Source organism: Vitreoscilla massiliensis, from assembly GCF_001457815.1.
GTDB classification, from domain to species: Bacteria; Pseudomonadota; Gammaproteobacteria; order Burkholderiales; family Neisseriaceae; genus Vitreoscilla; species Vitreoscilla massiliensis.
Genome location: NZ_LN898216.1, coordinates 256,496 through 277,681, shown reverse-complemented (window position 1 = coordinate 277,681; position 21,186 = coordinate 256,496). Strand labels below are relative to the sequence as shown.

The 21,186-nt window shown below is 51.4% G+C and carries 24 protein-coding genes; 16 read left to right on the top strand and 8 right to left on the bottom strand.

What is annotated here, in order from left to right:
* Nucleotides 1–54: 54 nt before the first annotated feature.
* From BN3003_RS01980 to speD, 3 genes are read left to right on the top strand one after another with little or no spacing between them, the layout of a single operon-like run.
* Nucleotides 55–1,599, top strand: a complete 1,545-nt coding sequence (locus BN3003_RS01980; RefSeq protein WP_058305058.1) for a DUF4178 domain-containing protein — start codon at nucleotides 55–57, stop codon at nucleotides 1,597–1,599.
* Between the two features lie 9 nt (nucleotides 1,600–1,608).
* Nucleotides 1,609–1,752: a hypothetical protein gene (locus BN3003_RS18735; protein WP_159061373.1), complete on the top strand. Its 144-nt coding sequence runs from the start codon at nucleotides 1,609–1,611 to the stop codon at nucleotides 1,750–1,752.
* A 9-nt stretch (nucleotides 1,753–1,761) separates the two neighbouring features.
* Nucleotides 1,762–2,148: an adenosylmethionine decarboxylase gene (gene speD / locus BN3003_RS01975; RefSeq protein WP_058305057.1), complete on the top strand. Its 387-nt coding sequence runs from the start codon at nucleotides 1,762–1,764 to the stop codon at nucleotides 2,146–2,148.
* Here the strand turns inward: speD and BN3003_RS01970 are convergent.
* Nucleotides 2,121–2,540 (bottom strand): PaaI family thioesterase, encoded by a 420-nt coding sequence (locus tag BN3003_RS01970; RefSeq protein WP_058305056.1) that lies wholly within the window; start codon nucleotides 2,538–2,540, stop codon nucleotides 2,121–2,123. The two genes, speD and BN3003_RS01970, sit on opposite strands and share 28 nt — an antisense overlap.
* Nucleotides 2,541–2,742: 202 nt before the next feature.
* Between BN3003_RS01970 and BN3003_RS01965 the strand changes: the two genes are divergently transcribed.
* On the top strand, nucleotides 2,743–3,693 hold the full coding sequence (locus BN3003_RS01965) for a GlcNAc-transferase family protein (RefSeq protein ID WP_082625489.1): 951 nt from the start codon (nucleotides 2,743–2,745) through the stop codon (nucleotides 3,691–3,693).
* Between the two features lie 140 nt (nucleotides 3,694–3,833).
* On the opposite strand, the gene BN3003_RS01960 is transcribed toward BN3003_RS01965, so the two are convergent.
* Both BN3003_RS01960 and ppc read right to left on the bottom strand, forming a co-directional pair.
* Nucleotides 3,834–4,553 carry a haloacid dehalogenase type II gene (locus BN3003_RS01960; RefSeq protein ID WP_234332985.1) on the bottom strand — a complete coding sequence of 240 codons (720 nt, stop codon included), beginning with the start codon at nucleotides 4,551–4,553 and terminating at the stop codon, nucleotides 3,834–3,836.
* A gap of 216 nt (nucleotides 4,554–4,769) precedes the next feature.
* On the bottom strand, nucleotides 4,770–7,478 hold the full coding sequence (gene ppc / locus BN3003_RS01955) for a phosphoenolpyruvate carboxylase (RefSeq protein WP_058305053.1): 2,709 nt from the start codon (nucleotides 7,476–7,478) through the stop codon (nucleotides 4,770–4,772).
* A 283-nt stretch (nucleotides 7,479–7,761) separates the two neighbouring features.
* On the opposite strand from ppc, the gene groES reads away from it, so the two are divergent.
* From groES to BN3003_RS01905, 10 genes are all read left to right on the top strand, one after another.
* Nucleotides 7,762–8,049, top strand: coding sequence for a co-chaperone GroES (gene groES, locus BN3003_RS01950; protein WP_058305052.1), 288 nt, complete (start codon nucleotides 7,762–7,764; stop codon nucleotides 8,047–8,049).
* A 5-nt stretch (nucleotides 8,050–8,054) separates the two neighbouring features.
* Nucleotides 8,055–8,501: a DUF1883 domain-containing protein gene (locus tag BN3003_RS01945; protein WP_082625488.1), complete on the top strand. Its 447-nt coding sequence runs from the start codon at nucleotides 8,055–8,057 to the stop codon at nucleotides 8,499–8,501.
* A gap of 32 nt (nucleotides 8,502–8,533) precedes the next feature.
* Nucleotides 8,534–10,171: a chaperonin GroEL gene (gene groL / locus BN3003_RS01940; protein WP_058305050.1), complete on the top strand. Its 1,638-nt coding sequence runs from the start codon at nucleotides 8,534–8,536 to the stop codon at nucleotides 10,169–10,171.
* A 428-nt stretch (nucleotides 10,172–10,599) separates the two neighbouring features.
* Complete coding sequence (locus BN3003_RS01935) at nucleotides 10,600–11,346, top strand: Nif3-like dinuclear metal center hexameric protein (RefSeq protein ID WP_058305049.1); 747 nt, start codon at nucleotides 10,600–10,602, stop codon at nucleotides 11,344–11,346.
* A gap of 122 nt (nucleotides 11,347–11,468) precedes the next feature.
* On the top strand, nucleotides 11,469–12,059 hold the full coding sequence (gene petA / locus BN3003_RS01930; protein WP_058305048.1) for a ubiquinol-cytochrome c reductase iron-sulfur subunit: 591 nt from the start codon (nucleotides 11,469–11,471) through the stop codon (nucleotides 12,057–12,059).
* An 11-nt stretch (nucleotides 12,060–12,070) separates the two neighbouring features.
* Nucleotides 12,071–13,420 (top strand): cytochrome b, encoded by a 1,350-nt coding sequence (locus BN3003_RS01925; protein ID WP_058305047.1) that lies wholly within the window; start codon nucleotides 12,071–12,073, stop codon nucleotides 13,418–13,420.
* 10 nt (nucleotides 13,421–13,430) lie between these two features.
* A complete protein-coding gene (locus BN3003_RS01920) occupies nucleotides 13,431–14,216 on the top strand; it encodes a cytochrome c1 (protein WP_058305046.1) in 786 nt (261 codons plus the stop codon).
* A gap of 48 nt (nucleotides 14,217–14,264) precedes the next feature.
* Nucleotides 14,265–14,669 carry a pyrimidine dimer DNA glycosylase/endonuclease V gene (locus tag BN3003_RS01915; RefSeq protein ID WP_058305045.1) on the top strand — a complete coding sequence of 135 codons (405 nt, stop codon included), beginning with the start codon at nucleotides 14,265–14,267 and terminating at the stop codon, nucleotides 14,667–14,669.
* Between the two features lie 151 nt (nucleotides 14,670–14,820).
* Nucleotides 14,821–15,426 carry a glutathione S-transferase N-terminal domain-containing protein gene (locus BN3003_RS01910; RefSeq protein ID WP_058305044.1) on the top strand — a complete coding sequence of 202 codons (606 nt, stop codon included), beginning with the start codon at nucleotides 14,821–14,823 and terminating at the stop codon, nucleotides 15,424–15,426.
* Between the two features lie 11 nt (nucleotides 15,427–15,437).
* A complete protein-coding gene (locus BN3003_RS01905; RefSeq protein WP_058305043.1) occupies nucleotides 15,438–15,902 on the top strand; it encodes a ClpXP protease specificity-enhancing factor in 465 nt (154 codons plus the stop codon).
* 804 nt (nucleotides 15,903–16,706) lie between these two features.
* Here the strand turns inward: BN3003_RS01905 and BN3003_RS01900 are convergent.
* Genes BN3003_RS01900 through tsaB form a run of 3 tightly spaced genes read right to left on the bottom strand, consistent with a single transcriptional unit; the run spans nucleotide 16,707 to nucleotide 18,723 of the window.
* Complete coding sequence (locus BN3003_RS01900; RefSeq protein ID WP_058305042.1) at nucleotides 16,707–17,645, bottom strand: uracil-DNA glycosylase; 939 nt, start codon at nucleotides 17,643–17,645, stop codon at nucleotides 16,707–16,709.
* Nucleotides 17,633–18,052, bottom strand: coding sequence for a GNAT family N-acetyltransferase (locus BN3003_RS01895; protein ID WP_058305041.1), 420 nt, complete (start codon nucleotides 18,050–18,052; stop codon nucleotides 17,633–17,635). Before BN3003_RS01895 ends, BN3003_RS01900 begins: the two co-directional genes overlap by 13 nt.
* Nucleotides 18,049–18,723, bottom strand: coding sequence for a tRNA (adenosine(37)-N6)-threonylcarbamoyltransferase complex dimerization subunit type 1 TsaB (gene tsaB, locus BN3003_RS01890; protein WP_058305040.1), 675 nt, complete (start codon nucleotides 18,721–18,723; stop codon nucleotides 18,049–18,051). Before tsaB ends, BN3003_RS01895 begins: the two co-directional genes overlap by 4 nt.
* A gap of 34 nt (nucleotides 18,724–18,757) precedes the next feature.
* On the opposite strand from tsaB, the gene gluQRS reads away from it, so the two are divergent.
* Both gluQRS and BN3003_RS01880 read left to right on the top strand, forming a co-directional pair.
* Nucleotides 18,758–19,714 carry a tRNA glutamyl-Q(34) synthetase GluQRS gene (gluQRS, locus tag BN3003_RS01885; protein WP_058305039.1) on the top strand — a complete coding sequence of 319 codons (957 nt, stop codon included), beginning with the start codon at nucleotides 18,758–18,760 and terminating at the stop codon, nucleotides 19,712–19,714.
* 44 nt (nucleotides 19,715–19,758) lie between these two features.
* Nucleotides 19,759–20,025 (top strand): hypothetical protein, encoded by a 267-nt coding sequence (locus BN3003_RS01880; RefSeq protein ID WP_058305038.1) that lies wholly within the window; start codon nucleotides 19,759–19,761, stop codon nucleotides 20,023–20,025.
* 78 nt (nucleotides 20,026–20,103) lie between these two features.
* Here the strand turns inward: BN3003_RS01880 and BN3003_RS01875 are convergent, their stop codons facing one another.
* Both BN3003_RS01875 and BN3003_RS01870 read right to left on the bottom strand, forming a co-directional pair.
* Entirely contained in the window at nucleotides 20,104–20,796 is a 693-nt protein-coding gene (locus BN3003_RS01875) for an LrgB family protein (protein ID WP_058305037.1), read from the bottom strand.
* Entirely contained in the window at nucleotides 20,793–21,137 is a 345-nt protein-coding gene (locus BN3003_RS01870; protein ID WP_058305036.1) for a CidA/LrgA family protein, read from the bottom strand. Before BN3003_RS01870 ends, BN3003_RS01875 begins: the two co-directional genes overlap by 4 nt.
* Between the last annotated feature and the right edge of the window lie 49 nt (nucleotides 21,138–21,186).

The following is a 21,186-nucleotide window of genomic DNA, read 5'->3' as shown; positions in this document are numbered from 1 at the left end:
ATCGAAATCCATTCAGCGACCGCAGTCACTGAAGTGTGTGGCTATTGCCACTCGATGTTAATTCTTGAAGGACAAGCATTAACCGAGTCTGGCCGCCATTCGGCCGTATTGCGCGACTTTTCACCTTTACAACTGGGCACCAGCGGTTCATGGAAAGGGCAGTTGTTCACCTTAATTGGGCGCTTGCAAGTGCAATACGAGGGCGGCGGCTGGAACGAATGGCATGCGTTGATGGCCGATGGCAGCAGTGCATGGTTGTCTGAATCGTCCGACCGCTTTGTGTTCACGCGTTTGGAAACCAAGGCACAACTGGGCATCATCCCCAAGTTTGCCGACATGAAAATCGGCCGGACTTTTTTTGCCTATGGCCCGAAAAAATTTGCCGCCGCCGATGTGCGCACCGTCAATCGCGGTCGCTTTGCCGCGGAAGGCGAGCTGCCTTATTTGGTGCCTGAGCATGAAAGCGCGCGGGTGGTCGATTGTCGCAGCGGCGATGTGTTCATGACTTTGGATTACACCCAAGACGAGAACAAGCCAGAAATCTTCATCGGCGAGGGTGTGAGCCTCAACACGCTGCGTTTGCAAAACACCCGCGATTTGCAGCAAATCAAAGACAGTGCCGGCAAACTCAAAGGCAGCGCCCAACAATCCAAATGCCCCAATTGTGGCGGCCCCGTGCGCTGGGTCACTGGTGTGGCCACGCATGTGGTGTGTGAGTATTGCCAAAGCCAGATAGAGTTTCACGAAGACCAAGTGCGCTTGGTGGCGGCCAACAATATGCGCACCGCCCAAGATGAGGCTTTGACGCTGAAGATAGGCAGCAAGGCGCGCATCATGGCCATAGATTGGTGGGTCATTGGTGCGATGAAACAATCAGAAGTTCGCGGCGATGAAGCCAGTCACACCGCTTTTTCTTACAACGAGCCCAAAATATTGGTGCCTGCGGGTGAGCCGTGGTTTGAATACTTGCTGTATTCGCCCAAAGAAGGCTTTTTGTGGTTAACCGAATTGGCGGGCAAACGTTGGGCCATTGCCAAGACTTTGGATGTGTGGCCACAATTGCAGCAACCATTGCGGCCTGTAGACGGTAACAATCGCTTGGTGCCGGAATTATACGATTACGGTGGCCAAGTGCAGTATGCCACTGGTGCGTTTTACTGGCAGGTTGGGCCGCGCGACACCACTTATTATGTGGATTTCGGGCGTGAAAAACAGAAGCTCTCTACCGGCTTAATGCGCGAAGAACAATCATGGTCGGCGATTACCGAAATACCGGCAGCCGCAGTAGCGGCATGGTTCAAGCAAAGCCAATTGGGGGTCAAACCTATGGAGCTCAGCGCTGCCGACCAATTGGCCAGACAGGCGCTGCGGCTAGAAGCCAGCCATTTTAATGGCAATATGGCCGACAAATTGCGCACCAAAGCCGAACAAAATGGCGGCGGCAAAGCCGCATCGCCGCTGATATGGTTGTTGATTTATGGGGTGGTGAATTTCCCCGCCATGCTCATGGGTTTGGTCGGCGATGGCTTTTTTGGCGTGGTCATTGTCAGCTTTATTGTGTATTGGCTGTTGAACTTGCCGTTTAACAGTGAAGAATAAGGGGCTAATGTGAAAGGTTTTTTTTCTTGGTATGCCATTGCCTTATTGGTCATCAGCACTGGCCTCAATTATTGGATGGTCATCGACAGCAGCCGCAGCAATGGTACTGGCAGCAGCATCATCCGCAGTGGCGGTGGCAGTTGGCACAAATAAGGGTAGTCCATGCAAGCTATGGGTCAACATTGTCTCTTTGATGTGTATGGCATCGACAGCGCTTGGGCGCGCGATGCGGTACAGATTGAAGCCTTGCTCAGGCGCGCCGCCGTGGCGGCTGAGGCCACAATCTTGGGCAGCCATTTTCACACTTTTGGGGGTGAAGGCGGGGTCACGGGCGTGTTGTTGTTGGCAGAATCCCACCTCAGCATCCACACTTGGCCCGAAAACGCTTACGCCGCCATAGACATATTCATGTGTGGACACCACCGCATCGAAGCGGCTTTGCAATTGCTGCGCGCCGAATTACAGGCCGAGCACAGTCACAGTACCGTGCTCAGTCGTGGCGCTTTGGTGAGCGAGTCTGCTCATGCTGTGGTCGGCGGCAAAGAATAAGTCATGTTGGCGCGCGCCACCATGTGCTCATCGTTCTCAGAATACAAATACACATCGGCCACAGCCAATTGCTTGCCTATCTTCAATACCTTGGTGGTGGCGAGGATGTCGGCATGGGCTTGGGGCTTGCGCAGAAAATCAATGTGCGCCGAGGTGGTGACTGCCTGTGTGCGTGCCCCCACTTGTGCCAAGATGGCAATATAGGCCGCGACATCGGCGAGCAAAAACATCGATGGCCCTGACACCGTGTTACCCGGACGCAAATGGCGGTTGTTCACGCTCAAGCGCACAATGGCTTCGGTGGCATTCAAGGCGTCGATGCTGATTTCATCCTGAATTTGCGGGAAGTGTTGTTGCAACAGGGCGGTGATTTGTTGTTGATTTAATGACATGGTTTTCCTTGTAGATTGGCAAAACGACGGAATGGCTCAAGTGCTTGCTGCTATTCAGTATACTTAAAGTCAGGTAAAAACCCAGCATTACCGCAGTGGGTGTTTTATAGTGTGTGCACCAATTTGTGTTCATGCACATGATACGAGGGCGCAAGATGCATCGCCCGTTCCCCTTTTTTTGAGAGTGTAGCTCACCCAGTTAATGATGAAGCCCTTATCCGAAGCCACTATTTTTGTTTCCATTGCCTCTTACCGCGATGCGCAATTGCCGCTGACGGTGGCGTCTTTGTTTGAGCAAGCCGAGCACCCTGAGCGGGTGTTTGTTGGCGTGTTCAATCAAATTCATTTGCAAGAAGACCAAGACTGCGTGGCGGCAGACCGCGCCAATATGTTGCAACATGTGCTCGATTATAACGAGGCGCAAGGGGCGTGTTGGGCACGCGGTTATGTGTGGAACAAATTATTGGCCGAACAAGACTATGCTTTGCAAATCGACAGCCACAGCCGTTTTGCCCGCCATTGGGACACGGATTTGCTGCAAATGTATGCCAACATCGGCGATGAGCAAGCGGTGATTACCCATTATCCTATGGGTTTTGATACCGAAACGGGCGAACTCGATAAGCAGATGTACACGTATTTCAATGTGCAAAGCTTTCGTGCCACGCAATTGCCCGAAGTCACTTCTGGCGCAATAGAGGTACAGGCCGCACCAAAACAATGTGCGCAAACCGCGTTTATTGCCGCCGGCAGTTTGTTTGGCCGCGCCGACATGTTCAAGCAAGTGCCGTACGACCCGTATATTTATTTTCACGGTGAGGAAATCACCTATGCGGCGCGTTTGTGGACGCACGGTTACAACCTGTATTTGCCCAATCAGCCATTCATGTGGCACGACTACAAAAACCTCAACAAGCGCCCGTTGCATTGGCAAGACCACAAGCAATGGTCGCTGAAAGACGAATTGGCGCAGCAGCGCTGCCGCCATTTGCTGCGCATCAAAAAAGCCGACGATGTGCGCGCCATTCATCAATTGGAGCAATACGGCTTGGGTTTTGAACGCAGCTTGGACGAATACCAAGTGTTTTCAGGCATACACTTCAAACACCAACTGCTGGATAAAAAAGCCAAAAGCGGCAAACAATACGGATGAAACACAAGCGGCCTGTAAATGATTTACAGGCCGCTTCAATATGGCAAAGTGAGTCGCAAACACGTTTGTGTTTTGTAATACTGATACAGCATGAGTTGCGCTCAAGCCGTTGCAAACCGACTGAGCGCACTGAACCACGATTACACTGCCGCAAACGCTGCATCCACCGCATCGGCAAACGCTGCCAAACTTGGGAAGGTCAAATCGGCCTGTACTGCTACCCCAGGGTTGGGAGTCGCGCCCCAGCCGGGTTTGTCGTGACGGCGGTTAATCCACACCGTGTCCAAACCCGCGGCTTTGGCCGGCACATGGTCGTGGAACAAAGACTGTGCCACGTGCAGCAATTGCGCTGGGCGGTGTCCCGCTTCGCCCACCTTTTGCAATAAGAATTGGAAATTGCGCGCGCTGGGTTTGTACGAGCCTATGGCTTCGGCGGTAAGCACTTGGTCGAAGACCACATCCATGCGCTGGATGCTCCCGGCCACGCCTTCTGCGTGCACATTGGACAAAATAATCAATTGGTAATGCTGTTTTAAGCGGCTCAAGGCCTCGTGGGTGTCGGCAAACGCTGGCCAATCGGGCACCGAGCGTCCCAAGGCTTGAATGTCGGTATCGTTTACAGGCAGGTTTAAATCCTTGGCGGTGCGGCGAAATGCGGCCTGTAACACCTCGGGATAGACCAATTGCGGGCAATCACGCTCTACCGCCGCCTCATTGTCGGCATAGGCCAGTAGCAATGCCTCATCGTCCAAACCCGCGCCGTGGCGCTCAGCCCACGGTCGCAACACGGAGGCGATGCCCGCTTCCCAATCAATCAAGGTGCCATACACATCAAAACTCAAAGCCGAATACTGCTGCAAATCTAATATAGCCAGTCCTTATCGTCGGTGGGTAAGGGTTTTACTGTAGCGAAAACGCAGCGATTTGCCTATAGCATGCTGTGGATGAGAGGCGGGTAGTTTAGTGTGTTGCTCAAGCGTGCGTATCCAGCGTGCACAAGATTTGGCGATGCAAAAACACCCAGCCTAGGCTGGGTGTTGGAGGGTTGGTAGGTCAATTTACAGGCCGCTTAAAGCTTAACCGGTATTGCGCAAACCTTGGGCAATGCCGTTGATGGTGGAGTGCACCATCGCCAACAATTGCGCGTCTTGCGGCGCTTGTTTCAAGTCTTGCAATAAGCGCACTTGCAACCAGTTCAGCGCATTCAAGAACGGCATACGCAGCGCCAACGAGCGCGCCAATGAACGGTTTTGCTTTAACAACTCGGTCGAGCCGATGATGTCGGCCAAGGCCTGACGACTGCGGTGGTATTCTTGCTCAATCAAGTCAAAAATCGCTTGCGCTTGCTCTTGGTCTTGGCTCAAAGCGATGTAAGAGCGGGCAATGTCCAAATCGGTTTTGGCCAATACTTGCTCCATGTTCGACAACATCGCTTGGATAAACGCCGAGTGTTTGGCTTGGTGACGCAAGCTTGCCAACGCTGCAGGGTTTTGTTCGCACACGCTGGCAACTGCTGTGCCGAAACCGTACCAAGCCGGCAAAATCAAGCGCGTTTGTGTCCATGAGAATACCCACGGAATCGCGCGCAAATCTTGGATTTTCGCCAAAGTCTTGCGCGAAGCTGGACGGCTGCCGATGTTCAAACTGGCAATCGCTTCAATTGGCGTGGTTTGCAAGAAGAAATCAATGAAACCTTGGTGGGTAATCAATTTGCGGTAATGCGCAAACGCGGTGTCCGACAAGGCTTGCATCAATTCGGTATCCGGCTCTTCGGTCGCATGTGGCAACAAAGACGCTTCCAAAGTGGCCGCCACCAAGGTTTCCAAATTGCGTTCGGCATTGGCGACATCGGTGTATTTGGCCGAAATCACCTCACCTTGTTCGGTAATGCGAATTTGGCTGGCCACCGAGCCGGCAGGTTGTGCCAAGATGGCTTGGAAAGACGGGCCACCGCCACGACCGACACTGCCGCCACGGCCGTGGAACAGACGCATTTTGACATTGTGTTTGGCGAAGACTTCAACCAATTGCGCTTCCGCTTGGTAGAGCGACCATTGGCTGGTGACATAACCGCCGTCTTTATTGCTGTCGGAATAGCCGAGCATGATTTCTTGGCGGTGTTCGCGGCTGGCGAGCAAGGCTTGGTACCAGTCTATGCTGAACAAGGTGTCCATCACGCCTATGCAGTCTTCCAAGGCTTCGATGGTTTCAAACAAAGGCACGATGTTGATGCGTGAGCTCGGTTTGCCGGCGTCGTCTACCGACAATAGGCCAGACTCTTTTAACAACAAGGCCAAGCACAACATGTCGCTGACGGTTTCGCAATTGGAGATGATTGCTTGGTTGATTGCGCTTTCACCAAATTGGTTTTTGATGTCGTGAGCGGCCTGAAAAATCGCCAATTCGCGTTGGGTCATGTCGCTGTAAGTGACAAAACGGTTGAACAACGGGCGTTGGTTCGACAATTCACGCAACAACACTTGGCTGCGCTCGGCATCGTTGAGGCTTAAGAAGTCTTCCAAACCGGCGTGAGCAAACAAATCGGCGACGGTGTCGGCATGGAAAGCGGCGTGTTGGCGCAAGTCCAGCGGCATCAAATAGAAGCCAAACACCGAAGCAGAGCGAATCAATTGTTGCAAACGGCCGTGTACCAATAAGGCGCTGCCATGTTGCTCCAGTGAGTCGGCGATGGCTTGTAAGTCGGCGATAAAGGCTTCGACGTTCTCGTAAGGCTCGAGCAAGCCCACGCGTGAGCCCAAGGTCAAACCCAAGGCACGGCCTGAAGCGACGATGCGCGCCACGATGGTGGCAATGGCACGGCGGTAAGGTTCTTCTGCGCGCGCGCGTTCGGTGTCGGGCGAGCGCTCAGACAAGGCTTGCACCGCTGGAGACACGTCGATGCGGCGTTCTGACAATGGCAATTCTTTGTACAGGCCGGCCAATTCATCGCGGTAATAATGGAAAATCACATCGGCTTGTTTGCGTACGGCAAAGCGCAAGGTGTCGGCAGACACATTTGGATTGCCATCGCGGTCGCCACCGATCCAGCCACCGATTTGCAAAATGTTTGGCAATTGGATGTCGGGGTAAGCGTCTTGCAAAGTGCGTTGCATATTGCGGTATAACTTGGGTAAGGCTTGCAAGAAGCTCAAATTGAAATAGCCCAAGCCATTGCTGATTTCGTCTTCAACACTGATCTTGAAGGGGCGGGTTTCGTTGGTTTGCCACAAAGTCAGCAAGGTGGCACGGATGTCCCAGTCCAAATCTTCGCTGTCTTGGCGGCTTAAGGTATGGCCGCGCTGGTCTAAAATGGTGCGGATGCGGCGGTTAATGCCCAAGATGGTTTGGCGTTGCACCTCGGTTGGGTGCGCAGTCAAAACCGCAGACACTTGGGTTTGGTTTAAAGCGGCCTGTAATTGTGCCGTATTCAAATGCGGTTTTAAGGCTTTGACGGTGGCACGCAAGCTGCCTTGGCGTTCGTTATTGCCCGATTGCTCGTGGCTCAAACGGCGGCGTTCGTGGTGCGCGTCTTCGGCGATGTTGAACACTTGGGCAAACAAGCTGCATGCGCGTATCAATTGTTCGGTTTGGGTGCCATCCAGTTGCGGCAGCCATTTGTGTAGCGTTGCCGTGGCATCTTGGGTTTTGAGCAGTTCGTTCAGAACCGCAATCACATTGGCATTGGTTTCGTGTTGTAACACGTCCAATAAAGCGCCGCTTAAATACGAAACATCGGCGAGCAGGGGTGCATCTTTGGGATTACTGAGCAGTGAGTGTAACAGCATACGGCTTTCCTTCAAGAACAGGTTAATGATGTTAAACCCCTTCACAGAGAAAAGCCACGCCTTTCATAGAGTTGGACAAGGTTTTGAGTCTGGATTAAGCAGCCTGTAAAACCAGATGATTGAAATACAATGTAATTTTTTTTAAATTTTGGGGCTTGAATTTTGCTGTATCAGCCTTATTTGTTCCCCCAGTAAGATTGTTAGCGTGTGTTTAAATAACAGACGCATTTATTTTGATGGAACGCGGCACAGTCCGCATACGTTTTTTTTGGAGAATGAAAACATGGCTATTCGTCCTTTACATGATCGCATCGTAGTTAAACGTGTTGAAGCGGAAGAAAAAACGGCTTCTGGCATCGTATTGCCAGGCGCGGCTGCTGAAAAACCTGATATGGGTGAAGTGGTTGCGGTAGGCGCGGGCAAACGTGGCGACAATGGCGAACGTCAAGCTTTGGATGTTAAAGTGGGCGACAAAGTGATTTTCGGCAAGTACTCTGGCCAAACCGTTAAAGTAGACGGCCAAGAGTTGTTGGTAATGAAAGAAGACGAAGTTTTCGCAATCATGGACTAATCATTATGGCTAAACGAACCACTACTGCAAGAACCAAGAAAGACACTGCCCCGGTGGCAGAAACTGTCAGCACTGAAGCAACAAACAGCGTCAAGGTTGAGGACACTCCCTCAGAAAAGTTACACAGTAACGAACAAAACGCAACTTCGGTTTCCGGCGATGCTCAACAAACGTTTGAGTTTCGTTTCTGGGAATTGGGTGAGCTTAAAGGCAAAGTTCAAGGTGTCGAAGTGGGCCACGATGGCGCACCAGTAGACATGTTCGTTTTTGATGAAGCCAATTTTGAAGCCTTCAAAACCGGTCAACAGCATCAATACATAGGCGGCTTTGGCATTACCTCTGCCCGCCATTTGTTCCAAATTCCATTTGACGGCACTTGGTATTTGGCCGTGCGCCCTGTCAAAGCTGATGACCATTATGAAGTGGCTTACCGCTTAATGAATTTCAATTAACAAACTCATAGATTAAATTTTGGAGATGTAACATGGCTGCAAAAGAAGTTAAATTTGGCAACGACGCCCGTCAAAAAATGGTTGAAGGCGTGAATGTGTTGGCCAATGCTGTAAAAGTAACCTTGGGCCCTAAAGGCCGTAATGTGGTATTGGACCGTGCATTCGGTGGCCCACACATCACCAAAGACGGTGTGTCTGTGGCCAAAGAAATCGAATTGAAAGACAAATTCGAGAACATGGGCGCGCAATTGGTGAAAGAAGTCGCTTCTAAAACCAACGACATCGCCGGTGACGGTACCACTACTGCGACCGTATTGGCACAAGCGGTTGTGGCTGAAGGCATGAAATACGTGACTGCGGGCATGAATCCTATGGATTTGAAACGCGGTATCGACAAAGCCGTAGCGGCTTTGGTGGGCGAATTGAAAAACATTTCTAAAGCCGTACCAGAAAAATCCAAAGAAATCGCGCAAGTGGCGTCTATTTCTGCCAACTCTGACACTTCTATCGGTGACATTATTGCTCAAGCGATGAATGAAGTGGGTAAAGAAGGTGTGATTACCGTTGAAGACGGCAAATCATTGGAAAACGAAGTAGAAGTGGTTAAAGGCATGCAGTTTGACCGCGGTTACTTGTCTCCTTACTTCATCAACCACGCTGAAAAACAAATCGCTGAATTAGACAGCCCATTTGTGTTGCTCTACGACAAAAAAATCAGCAACATCCGCGAATTGTTGCCAGTTTTGGAACAAGTGGCCAAAACCAGCCGTCCTTTGTTAATCATTGCAGAAGACGTTGATGGCGAAGCCTTGGCAACTTTGGTAGTAAACAACATCCGTGGCATTTTGAAAACCGTGGCTGTGAAAGCTCCTGGTTTCGGTGACCGTCGCAAAGCCATGTTGCAAGACATCGCGATTTTGACTGGCGGTACTGTGATTGCTGAAGAAGTGGGTTTGTCTTTGGAAAAAGCCACTTTGGAAGACTTGGGTCAAGCCAAACGCATTGAAGTGGGCAAAGAAAACACCACCGTGATTGACGGTGTGGGTTCTAAAGAAGTGGTTGATGCGCGTGTGAAAGAAATTCGCCAACAAATCGAAGTGTCAACCAGCGACTACGACAAAGAAAAATTGCAAGAACGCGTGGCCAAATTGGCTGGCGGTGTTGCCGTGATCAAAGTCGGTGCTGCCACTGAAGTGGAAATGAAAGAGAAAAAAGACCGTGTGGACGATGCCTTGCACGCAACCCGCGCTGCAGTTGAAGAAGGTGTGGTAGCCGGTGGTGGCGTGGCCTTGTTGCGCGCTCGTGCTGCTTTGACCGAGTTGAAAGGCGACAACGCTGAACAAGACGCCGGTATCAAAATCGTGTTGCGTGCGATTGAAGAGCCTTTGCGCCAAATCGTGCAAAACGCCGGTGACGAGCCTAGCGTGGTGGTGAACGAAGTCTTGAAAGGCACTGGTAACTTCGGTTACAACGCCGGCACAGGCGAATACGGCGACATGTTGGAAATGGGCGTATTGGACCCAGCCAAAGTGACCCGTTCTGCTTTGCAACACGCTGCGTCTATCGCCAGCTTGATTTTGACTACCGATGCAATGGTAGCCGAAATCCCTGAAGACAAACCTGCTATGCCTGATATGGGCGGCATGGGTGGCATGGGCGGCATGATGTAATTCACGCAGTCACATGTTGGTAAAAAACCCCGCTTCGGCGGGGTTTTTTTATGGCTGTGTGCTTGGTGTGTTGTTCAATAGCGTGAGGGTAAAGCCTGCGTGGATGCATGGCAGCATCAATGGATTTATGGCTTGATAGCCTGAGCTGCCATATCCGTGTTTAAGAGCTGATATGCGGCCTGTAAACCCATATAAGCGCATCTGGGTGTCGAGCTGTTGGTGTTGACGTAAGGAAGCAGCGGCAAGGCGTTACCGGTATTGCCAAGACAAGCGGTGCTGTTACAATCGTTGGCGATGTCTATTCAATGCGGCCTGTAAGCGATCGCAACAGGTTTACAGGCCGCTTCATGATGGTGATGTTACCTGAATCACTGTTTTATTTTAAAAAGACTGTGGCTGTGATGAAATGCGGCCTGTAAAGGATGACGATGCAACGTAATGAATTGATGACGTGGTTACAGCAAGAATTGGCTGTGGACATGTTCAAAGACTACGCGCCCAATGGTTTGCAATTGCAAGGCAAGGCCGAAATCGGCCACATCACTTGCGCGGTGACCGCGAGTTTGGCGGCGATAGAGGCGGCGATAGAAAACGGCTCGGATTTGCTGTTGGTGCACCACGGTTGGTTTTGGAAGAGCGAGCCGACGGTGATTACCGATTGGAAATTCAAACGCATTCAAACCGCGATGCAAGCGGGGCTGAACATTGCTGGCTACCATTTGCCGCTCGATGCCCATCCGGTGCTGGGCAACAATGCGCAATTGGGCAAAGTCTTGGGTTTGGAGCTGCTCAGCCAGTTTGGCCACCAAAATTTGCTCGCCGAAGGGGTGTTGCCTGAGGTGCAATCTTTGCAAGAATTAACAAATAAGATAGAAAACGTCTTGGCGCGCACGCCTACCGTCATTGGCAATCCTGCGCAGTCTATCAAGCGCGTGGCATGGTGTACTGGTGGTGCGCAAGGCTATTTCCAAGAGGCGATAGATGCGGGTGTAGACGCTTATATCACGGGCGAAATCTCTGAATCTCAATACCATTTGGCGCGCGAGACTGGCGTGGCCTTTGTGTCTGCCGGTCACCATGCTACCGAAAAATTCGGCGTGCAAGCGTTGGCAAAATACATCGAAACCCATCATGGCATTGGCTTCCAATTCTTTGATGAGCAAAACCCTGCTTAAAATCAAAACACTTCTTAACAATATCAGTTATTTTACCCTCGGGCTTAATGGAGCAGGGTGATGCGCAAGCATTGCTTGCGTGTCCAGATTGCTGGAACACCCTTAATTAGGATGACTGATACATGGATAATCAACAAATAAATCAGAGTCGCCGCCGCTTTTTAACCATGGCAACCGCAGGCGCGGGGGCTGCGGCCGTGGTAGGCGTGGCAACGCCATTGGTAGGAAGCTGGTTTCCTTCTGAGAAAGCCAAGGCCGCTGGTGCGCCAGTGGAAGTGGATTTTAGCAAGATAGAAGCGGGCCAAATGGTCACCATCGAGTGGCAAGGCAAACCTATCTGGCTGGTCAATCGAACCGAACAACAAATCAAAGACATGGTGAGCTTGGAAGGGGCATTGGTAGACCCAGCCTCCAGCGTTGAACACCAACCTGAATATGCCAAAAACGCTACTCGCTCACGCGCGGAACACAGCAATCTGTTGGTGGCCATCGGTATTTGCACCCACTTGGGTTGCTCGCCCACATTCCGTCCCGATTTGGCGCCTGCTGATTTGGGCGCAGATTGGAAAGGCGGCTTTTTCTGCCCATGTCATGGCTCCAAATTTGACTTGGCTGGCCGCGTGTTCAAAGGCGTACCTGCACCAACCAATTTGGTCATACCGCCATTTCATTTCACCAGCGAATCCACCGTTTTGGTGGGTGCTGATGCTTAAGGGGCAGCGTGATGGCAGACAATGCAAATAACAAACTTACCGCGCTTTTGGGTTGGGTAGACGCCCGTTTCCCGCTCACTAAAATGTACAACGACCATGTGGGCAAATACTACGCGCCGAAAAACTTCAACTTCTGGTATTTCTTTGGCTCTTTGGCCATGTTGGTGTTGGTGATCCAAATCGTCAGCGGCATCTTCTTGACCATGAACTACAAGCCTGATGGCACCACCGGCCTGAACCACTTGCCTGTGGCCTTTACCTCGGTGGAATACATCATGCGCGATGTGTCGGGCGGTTGGATCATCCGCTACATGCACTCAACCGGCGCGTCGATGTTCTTTATCGTGGTGTATTTGCACATGTTCCGCGGCTTGATTTACGGCTCGTTCCACCGTCCACGCGAATTGGTGTGGGTGTTTGGTTCGTTGATTTTCTTGGCCTTAATGGCCGAAGCGTTCATGGGCTATTTATTGCCTTGGGGACAAATGTCGTTCTGGGGCGCGCAAGTGATTATTAACTTGTTCTCTGCGATTCCCGTGATAGGCCCGGATTTGTCGACTTGGATACGCGGTGACTTTAACGTCTCCGACATTACTTTAAACCGCTTCTTTGCCTTACACGTGATTGCCTTGCCATTGGTATTGCTCGGCTTGGTGGTGGCACACTTGATTGCCTTGCATGAAGTGGGCTCGAACAACCCTGACGGCATTGAAATCAAAAAACACAAAGGCGCTGATGGCATTCCATTGGATGGCATTCCGTTCCACCCGTATTACACCGTCAAAGACATTTTGGGTGTGGTGGTGTTCTTGATTGTGTTCTGTGCGGTGTTGTTCTTCGCACCAGAAGGCGGTGGCTATTTCTTAGAGAAGCCTAACTTCGACCCAGCCAACCCCATGAAAACGCCTGAGCACATTGCGCCAGTGTGGTATTTCACCCCATTCTATGCGATTTTGCGTGCCATTCCATCGTTCTTGGGCACACAGGTTTGGGGCGTGATAGGCATGGGTGCAGCCGTGGTGTTGATTGCCTTGTTGCCGTGGTTAGACCGTTCGCCAGTGAAGTCTGTGCGTTACCGTGGTCCGATTTTCAAAACCATGTTGGTCTTGTTCATCATCTCGTTTATTGGTTTGGGCATCTTGGGCGCGATTCCGGCCACCGATACCCGCACCATCGTGGCGCAAATCTTGTCAGTGGTGTACTTCATCTTCTTCTTGGGCATGCCGATTTACACCAAGATAGACAAGTGCAAAACCCCACCTGAGCGTGTCACCATGAGTACGCCGCGCCAAAAATGGATGTTCTTGCTGTATGTGGCGTTGACCTTAATCGGTGCCTATGTATTTGCCATCATTATTTAAGGACGCGACGATGAAACGAATTTGGAAAAAAACCTTAGCGGCGCTGATTTTGGTGGTGCCGATGGCAAGCGCAGTCGCCGCTGGCGGTGGGGCTTATCCTAAAGCCGACATCAATTTGCAAGACCAAGCCAGTTTGCAACGCGGTGCGCAGATTTTCACCAACTACTGTTTGTCTTGCCACTCGGCCAGCGCCATGCGCTTTAACCGTTTGCAAGATTTGGGTTTAACCGAAGCGCAAATCCAAGACAACATGATGTTCACCACCGATAAAGTGGGTTCTACCATGATGTCGGCGATGGACCCGAAAGACGCGATAGAGTGGTTTGGCACCGCACCGCCTGATTTGTCGGTGATTGCCCGCTCACGCGGCGCGGATTACATCTATGCGTATTTGCGCGGTTTCTACAAAGACCCAACCCGCCCAACCGGCTGGAACAACACCGTCTTGGACAAAGCCGCGATGCCACACGTGTTGTGGGAGCAACAAGGGGTGCAAGCGGTGGAGCTCGACGCCAAAGGCCAACCGGTGATGGTAGACGATGGCCATGGCAAGCAAGTGCCTAAGCTGTATTGGGAAACGACCGGTTTGCACTCACGCATGACGCCAGACGGTAAGGTGATTGCGGTGGAATACGACAAATACGCATTGGATTTGACCAATTACATGGTGTACATGGCCGAGCCGGCACAGGTGAAGCGCCATCAAATCGGCTATTTGGTATTGATGTTCTTGGTGGCGATCATGTTGCCACTGGCGTATTTCTTGAAGAAAGAGTACTGGAAAGACGTGCATTAAACCGCGTACACTCGGGGTTTTGTGATTAAAACCCCTAAAGGTGAGCACATGCGCTTGTGGCATTATGATTTGTTACGTTTCCTGCCTCGCGGCCAATTGTTGGCGCAGTGGCGCGAATTGAACAGCATTTTTGCCAAACAAGACCAGCATGTGCTCATTAATTATGTCTACGCCTATGACAAAAAACATTTGTATGTGTACAGCCGCGCGGTGATGCAAGAAATGCAGCAGCGCGGCTATCGCATCCGCAGTTTCGACAAAATGAACGCATATTTTGACGGTGCCGATTTGGAGGATTTGCCCGAACAGGTGTTTCCCGAGCACCACAATCATGAGTATGTGTTGATTTGCTATTACAATTTGTATGAAAAATTTCTGCGCGGCCAACAAGACTACAGCGCTGAGCAATTTGCCTTGCTCAAGCACTATGTACAAGGTTTACAGGCCGCTTAAATCCCATCAGCATCTGTTGCAGTGCAAAATAAGCAAAACCGTGCGTTTTGCTTATTTTGTTAATGCTTTCAATATCTTAGGCTATTAAATTCGCTTTTTTAGTAAAAATTGCTTATAATACAAAAGATTAACCTTTTAGGAATGCTTTATTATGATGACTCTGTACTCAGGTATTACCTGTCCATTCAGCCAACGTTGCCGCATCGTGTTGTTTGAAAAAGGCATGGATTTTGAAATCAAAGACGTGGACATTTTCAACAAGCCTGAAGACTTGGCAGTGATGAATCCTTACAACCAAGTGCCGGTTTTGGTTGAACGCGATTTGGTTTTGCACGAGTCTAACATCATCAATGAATACATCGACGAGCGTTTCCCACACCCACAATTGATGCCAGCCGATCCGGTACAACGCGCGCGCGGCCGTTTGTTCTTATACCGTTTGGAACGCGAATTGTTCACCCACGTGCAAGTGTTGGAAAACGCCGCTAGCACCAAAAAAGAACAAGAACGCGCCCGCGAAGCCTTGACCGAAGGTTTGACCTTGATTGCGCCTGTGTTCACCAAACAAAAATTTGTATTGGGCGAAGAATTCTCCATGATAGACGTGTCTTTGGCACCATTATTGTGGCGCTTAGACCATTACGGCATCAAATTGGGCAAATCGGCTGCGCCTTTGCTTAAATACGCCGAACGCTTGTTCCAACGCGATGCCTTCATCGAAGCCTTGACCCCAGCTGAAAAAGCGATGCGTCGTTAAGAGGACGAGTGATGACGACTTCTACCAAGCCGTATTTGGTGCGCGCGCTGTATGAATGGTGTGTCGACAATGGTTTGACCCCACACATCGCTGTGTGGGTGAACAATTACACCCAAGTGCCGCGCCAATTTGTGCAAGACGAGCAAATCGTGCTCAACATCGGCCCGACCGCGTGCAAAGACTTGACCATAGACAATGAGTGGGTGCATTTTGAAGCCCGCTTCGGTGGCAAGGCAGAAGACATTTGGATACCGGTGGGCCACGTGGTCAGCATCTTCGCCCGCGAAAACAGCAGTGGCATGGGTTTTGAAGTGGAAGCTTACGAACCTGACGACGCGACTGCGGGTGTAGAGCCAGAAGTTGAAGCCAGCTTACATGTGTTAAAACATGAAGACAGCAAAGCCGTCAGCCACGACGATGAGGATAAGACACCGCCGCCAGCTGGTGGCAGCAGCTTCTTAAAAATCGTCAAGTAATGTTACAGGCCGCTTATAAGCGGCCTGTATTTTTTGTGGCGGGTGCATGCAATGTTAGCAAGGCACTGGCGTGCATAAATTGCGATTGCGGTTTTACTGTGCAGTGGTTTTACGCAATGCTACCGTTTACAGGCCGCTTTTAAGCGGTCTGTATTGTTTGTGGCTGTGCATACATTCTCATCAAAGCGATGGTGTGTATAAATCGCGAGAGCGGTTTTACTGTGCAGTGGTTTCACGCAGTGCATCATCATTTACAGGCCGCTTAAAGCGGTCTGTATTGTTTGTGGCTGTGCATACATTCTCATCAAAGCGATGGTGTGTATAAATCGCGAGAGCGGTTTTACTGTGCAGTGGTTTCACGCAGTGCATCATCATTTACAGGCCGCTTAAAGCGGTCTGTATTGTTTGCGGCTGTGTATACATTCTCATCAAAGCCATGGTGTGCATAAATGGCGGGTGCGGTTTTTCTGTGTAGTGGTTTCACACGGAGCATTACCATTTACAGGCCGCTTGATGCGGCCTGTAAATGGGTATTAGTTGATACCATCTCAAAACGAGATGAAGCGTTGTAGCCATATGCGTGATGTTTTGGCTGAGTGATTTAAAACGGTGTCGCAAAGCTTACAAGTCGCATTAAGCGGCCTGTAATATTGGTAATTGATTGTTACCACCTCAAAGAGGATGATGTGTTTTAGCTGTGTGTAATGTGTTGACTGAGTGGTTGAATAAGGTACATGAAAGTTTACAGGCCGCTTTGATAAGCGGCCTGTAAGCATGTATCAGGGTACTAAACAGCCAGTTAAATTAAGTCGCTGCGTTTTGCGCCGCTGGCAGGTGTTGCATCACCTCTTGCAATACCGTCCACGCCTCGCGTTTGGTGTCTGGATTGCGCAGCATTTTTGATGGGTGTGGAATGCGGAACACGCGCTCCTCGCCCACTTGCGCTTGCAGTTTTTTCAATAAACTGCGCTGGTTTTCTGCCAGCAATACCACCGGTACGGACGGCAACAATTGCAATTCACGTTCTAAATAGCCGATGCACGCGGCGGCGTGGTGTTGTTTTGGCACCAAGCTGACATTGGGCGCGCACTTAATCGCATTGGTCACATACACCTCATCGGCCTGTAAATGCATCGCCTTGAGGATTTTCAACCACAATGCGCCGGCTTCACCGCTGAGCAGCGCTCCGGCGGCATCGTCTTGTGGCGATGGGTGTGGCAACACTACTATCAAACGGCAATCGTGGCGTATCTCGCCCGCAAAAGCCTGTCTGCGTTCGCTGTGCAATGTGCAGGCGCTGCATTGCACGATTTTGCTGCGCAAACCCGCAAGCGTGTCTTGGCTGTGGTCTTGTACCACCATTGTGTGTTCAGCAGGCGAAGCTTGGGCGCTGTCGCTGTTGCTGGGGCGGTGTTGCTGTGCTTGGGCAATGTGGGCGAGCAGGGCGGCGGCGCGTTTGGACACTTTGTGCTGCACAGCTTCGGGCAGTGCGGCTTCGGCAGGTGTTGCGGGTGTGTGGGTTTTGGCAACAGGCGCACTGGTTTGGCTTTGGCGTGGGATAACTGCCTCGGTGCGCGCCTGCGTGTTGGAGGCGATAGCGGGAACAGGAATGTCGCTGTTTTCAACGCTGATGTCGTTGGGCACGGCTGCGCGCGCGACGATGCGTGCGTCACGGCTTACCCACATTGGGCCTAAACCCAAGGCGTGGCTTAACTGGATTTGGCGTGCACTTAACGTGACCATTCTAGTATCAGCGCGTCTTCGCGCCCCTCATCACACACATAATAAGCACGGCGTACCGCAATTTGCCTGAAGCCCAAGGCGGCATACACGTGTTGGGCGGCGACATTGCTTTGGCGTACTTCTAAGAAAATGCGTTCATTGGCGGCCTGTAAGCCGTGTATCAATTGTTTGGCCAAGCCCATGCGTCGAAACGCCGCCAAGGTATCGACCAAGTAAATTTCGGCTTCATCAAACAGGCTTTTGCTCACCAGCATGGACACAATTTGGCCCTCATGCTCGATGACATCGACACTGTCTTGCTTTAAGCTCGCTTCCAATTGGCGGCTGCTCCACGGATGTGGGTTACAGGCCGCTTCTAAAGCGCTTAATTGCGGCAAATCCGCGCTGGTAGCAGTGCGCTTAATCATGCATGGCGCGCTGCTTGTTCGGCAGCGGTCAAGGCAACTTTGTTGCGCACATAGCGCAGGTGCACAGATTCTGCACCACAAGCTTCATAGCGGCCGCTGATGGCCAAGCGCAGATAATCGGCGACAGTGGGCATGTCGCTGCGGCCTGTAAACGGCATTGCAGACGCATACAAATCAAAGGCATTGCCTATGCCTTGCGCTTGCGCCTGTTCAGGCAAGACGGCAATATCGGCGGCTTTGCCCACCATATCGTCGCTTAAACGGCTGTGGGTTTGCGTGTTAAACCACGCATAAAACACCTCGCCCATGCGCGCATCGGTGGCGGCCAACACACATGCTTGTTCAGGCAATAAACTGGCGACGGCTTCCAAGCACGGGATGCCTATCATCGGCAGGTTTTGCGCCAAGGCCAAGCCTTGAGCCACACCCAAACCAATGCGCAGACCTGTAAACGCGCCTGGGCCTTGTGCATACACAATGCTGGCAATGTCGCTGCGCGCCAAGCCCGCATCGGCCAATAAACGGTCTAAAGTGGGTAAAATCAGGGTAGATTGTTTGGTGCCAACGGCTTCGTGGAAGGTCCACATTTGTTCCTTGGCAAAAATCGCCAATGACAAATACGAGGTCGAGGTGTCTATCGCCAAGATAGGGCGGGAAAAATCAACATTCATTTGAAGCCAAGCGGTTTAACGCTACAATAAAAACATGATTATATCAGACTCAAAACCATATATCGGCAGATTTGCGCCCAGCCCGACCGGGCGCTTGCACATAGGCTCGCTGCTCACCGCCGTGGCAACGTATTTGGATGCACGCCAACACGGTGGCACTTGGCTGGTGCGCATGGAAGACTTGGACCCGCCGCGTGAAATGGCCGGCGCTGCCGACGATATTTTGCGCACCTTGGAAGCGTTTGCGCTGTATTGGGATGGCGCAGTCATGTACCAACATGAGCGCAATGACGCGTATCAAGCGGCTTTGGAGGCTTTACAGGCCGCTGATGTGCTCTATCCTTGTTATTGCAGCCGCAAAGACATTGCGGCTTTAAACCCTGTGCATGGCGTGGATGGTTGGGTATACCCACGCATTTGCGCCGACAAGGCTTACAGGCCGCCTCATACCGATAAAACACCGGCGTGGCGGGTGCGCGTGCCCGATGCGGTATATGGGTTTGATGATGCGATTGTCGGCCATTACCAGCAAAACTTGGCGCACGACGTTGGTGATTTTGTGCTCAAGCGCGCCGATGGTTGGTGGGCTTACCAATTGGCGGTGGTGGTAGACGATGCGGCGCAAGGCATGAGCCATGTGGTGCGCGGCCAAGACTTGTTGGTGTCGACACCGCGGCAATTGTATTTGCAACAATTATTGGGTTTGCCACAGCCGCACTACGCACATTTACCGCTTTTAACCAATGCGCTGGGACAAAAATGGTCTAAGCAAACGCGCGCGCCAGCGCTGGACGTGCGGCACAAAGAATGCTTATTGAATCAGGTGTTGGACATCTTGGGCTTGCCCAAGCGGCCTGTAAACGACATGACGTGCGCCGAATTGTTGGCTTGGGCAGTGAACGAATGGGACATTGAAAAAGTCCCAAGTCAGGCACATATTACCGAAGCGCATGGTGATACAGACACGAACCCGCAGCAAACACCAGCGTAAACGCTGTTTTTTCATTCACAAAGGCCGCAGATAAGGAGTGTTGTATGAGTAAATTGGCAAGTTTGATTAAAATGGTGGGGCGCAATCCCGAATCCAAAGCCGCCGCCCTCGCTACCGCCGCCACCACGGGCATTACCATCGCCAAATTTTTGGGCAAGCGTTCGATCTATGGCGCCATTGCCGGTGTGGGTGTGAGTTTGTTGGCGAAGAAATTGATGGAAAAACAGGCAGGACACACCGCCGCCAAAGACGACATCATTGAGCATGCGCCATTACAGCCTGATCCGAATGCGCCCAAACGCGGCGAATAAATAAGCTGCTCAGATAAGCAGTGACCATGCAAAAAACCTCGCCGCAGCGAGGTTTTTTAATGCTGTGTCTAAGCAGACTTAGGCAAACAGCCATGGAATTAAATACGGGGCGATGATGGCGCTTAAGATGCCATTCAAAATCAAGCCCAGTGTCGCGTAAGCGGCGTATTCGGGACCACGCTGCCATGCGGCATTGATGCCGAGCGCATGCGAAGCCGAACCCAAGGCCAAGCCTTGCGCGCTCATGGATTTGATGCCGAGTAATTCCAAGATTTTAAAGCCCAAAATTTGACCGGTTAAGCCGGCAAATATCACCCCGACGGCGGTGATGGCAGGGATGCCATTGAGGCTGTGGGTGATTTCCAAAGCGATGGGATTGGTCACCGATTTGGCCGCCAACGACACCGCCACCACATCGGCCGCACCAAACAAACGCGCCAACCACACGCCCGACACCAAGCCGACCATCGAACCCAAGATTTGCGAGGCGGTAATCGGTAGCCACAATTGGATGATTTTTTGGCGTTGCTGATACAAAGGCACGGCCAAGACCACCACCGCTGGTTTGAGCCAAAAATCAATGACTTCAGCGCCTTTTTGAAAATACGGGTAATCGACTTGGAAAGCCTTTAAATACACGATGAGTAGCACCGTACAGGTCAAAATCGGCGGCAACCACACGCTGCCAGTGGTTTTGCGCAGCCACAGCGAAAACTGGTAGACGGCAATGATGACAAACAATATCCACAACGGTTGGGCAAAGAAATTCATGATTGCTTGCCTTTCTGTAACCATTGCTCGACCCGACCTACCACCAACAGCAATAAGATAGAGCTGATAACGCTGGCCGCGAGCAGCGGCAAGAAGTCGGCTTGGATCAAATCCAAATGGGTAATCAAGGCCACGCACGGCGGAATCAGGAATAAGGCCAAGTGTTGCATCAGAAAGTCGGTGATGGCAGTCAAATCTTCTACCTGCACCCATTTACACGCCAAGGCCACATACAAAGCGATAAGGCCCAAAACGCTGGCCGGTAGTGGCCAATGGGTGAAATAAACGATGGCTTCTCCAGTTGCCAAAGCCGCGGCAACTGCCAATAAGCCTTTAATCATGGCGAGAATCTCCTCTTGATAAGTGTGTTTTTTATGTTAAAAAAGCGGC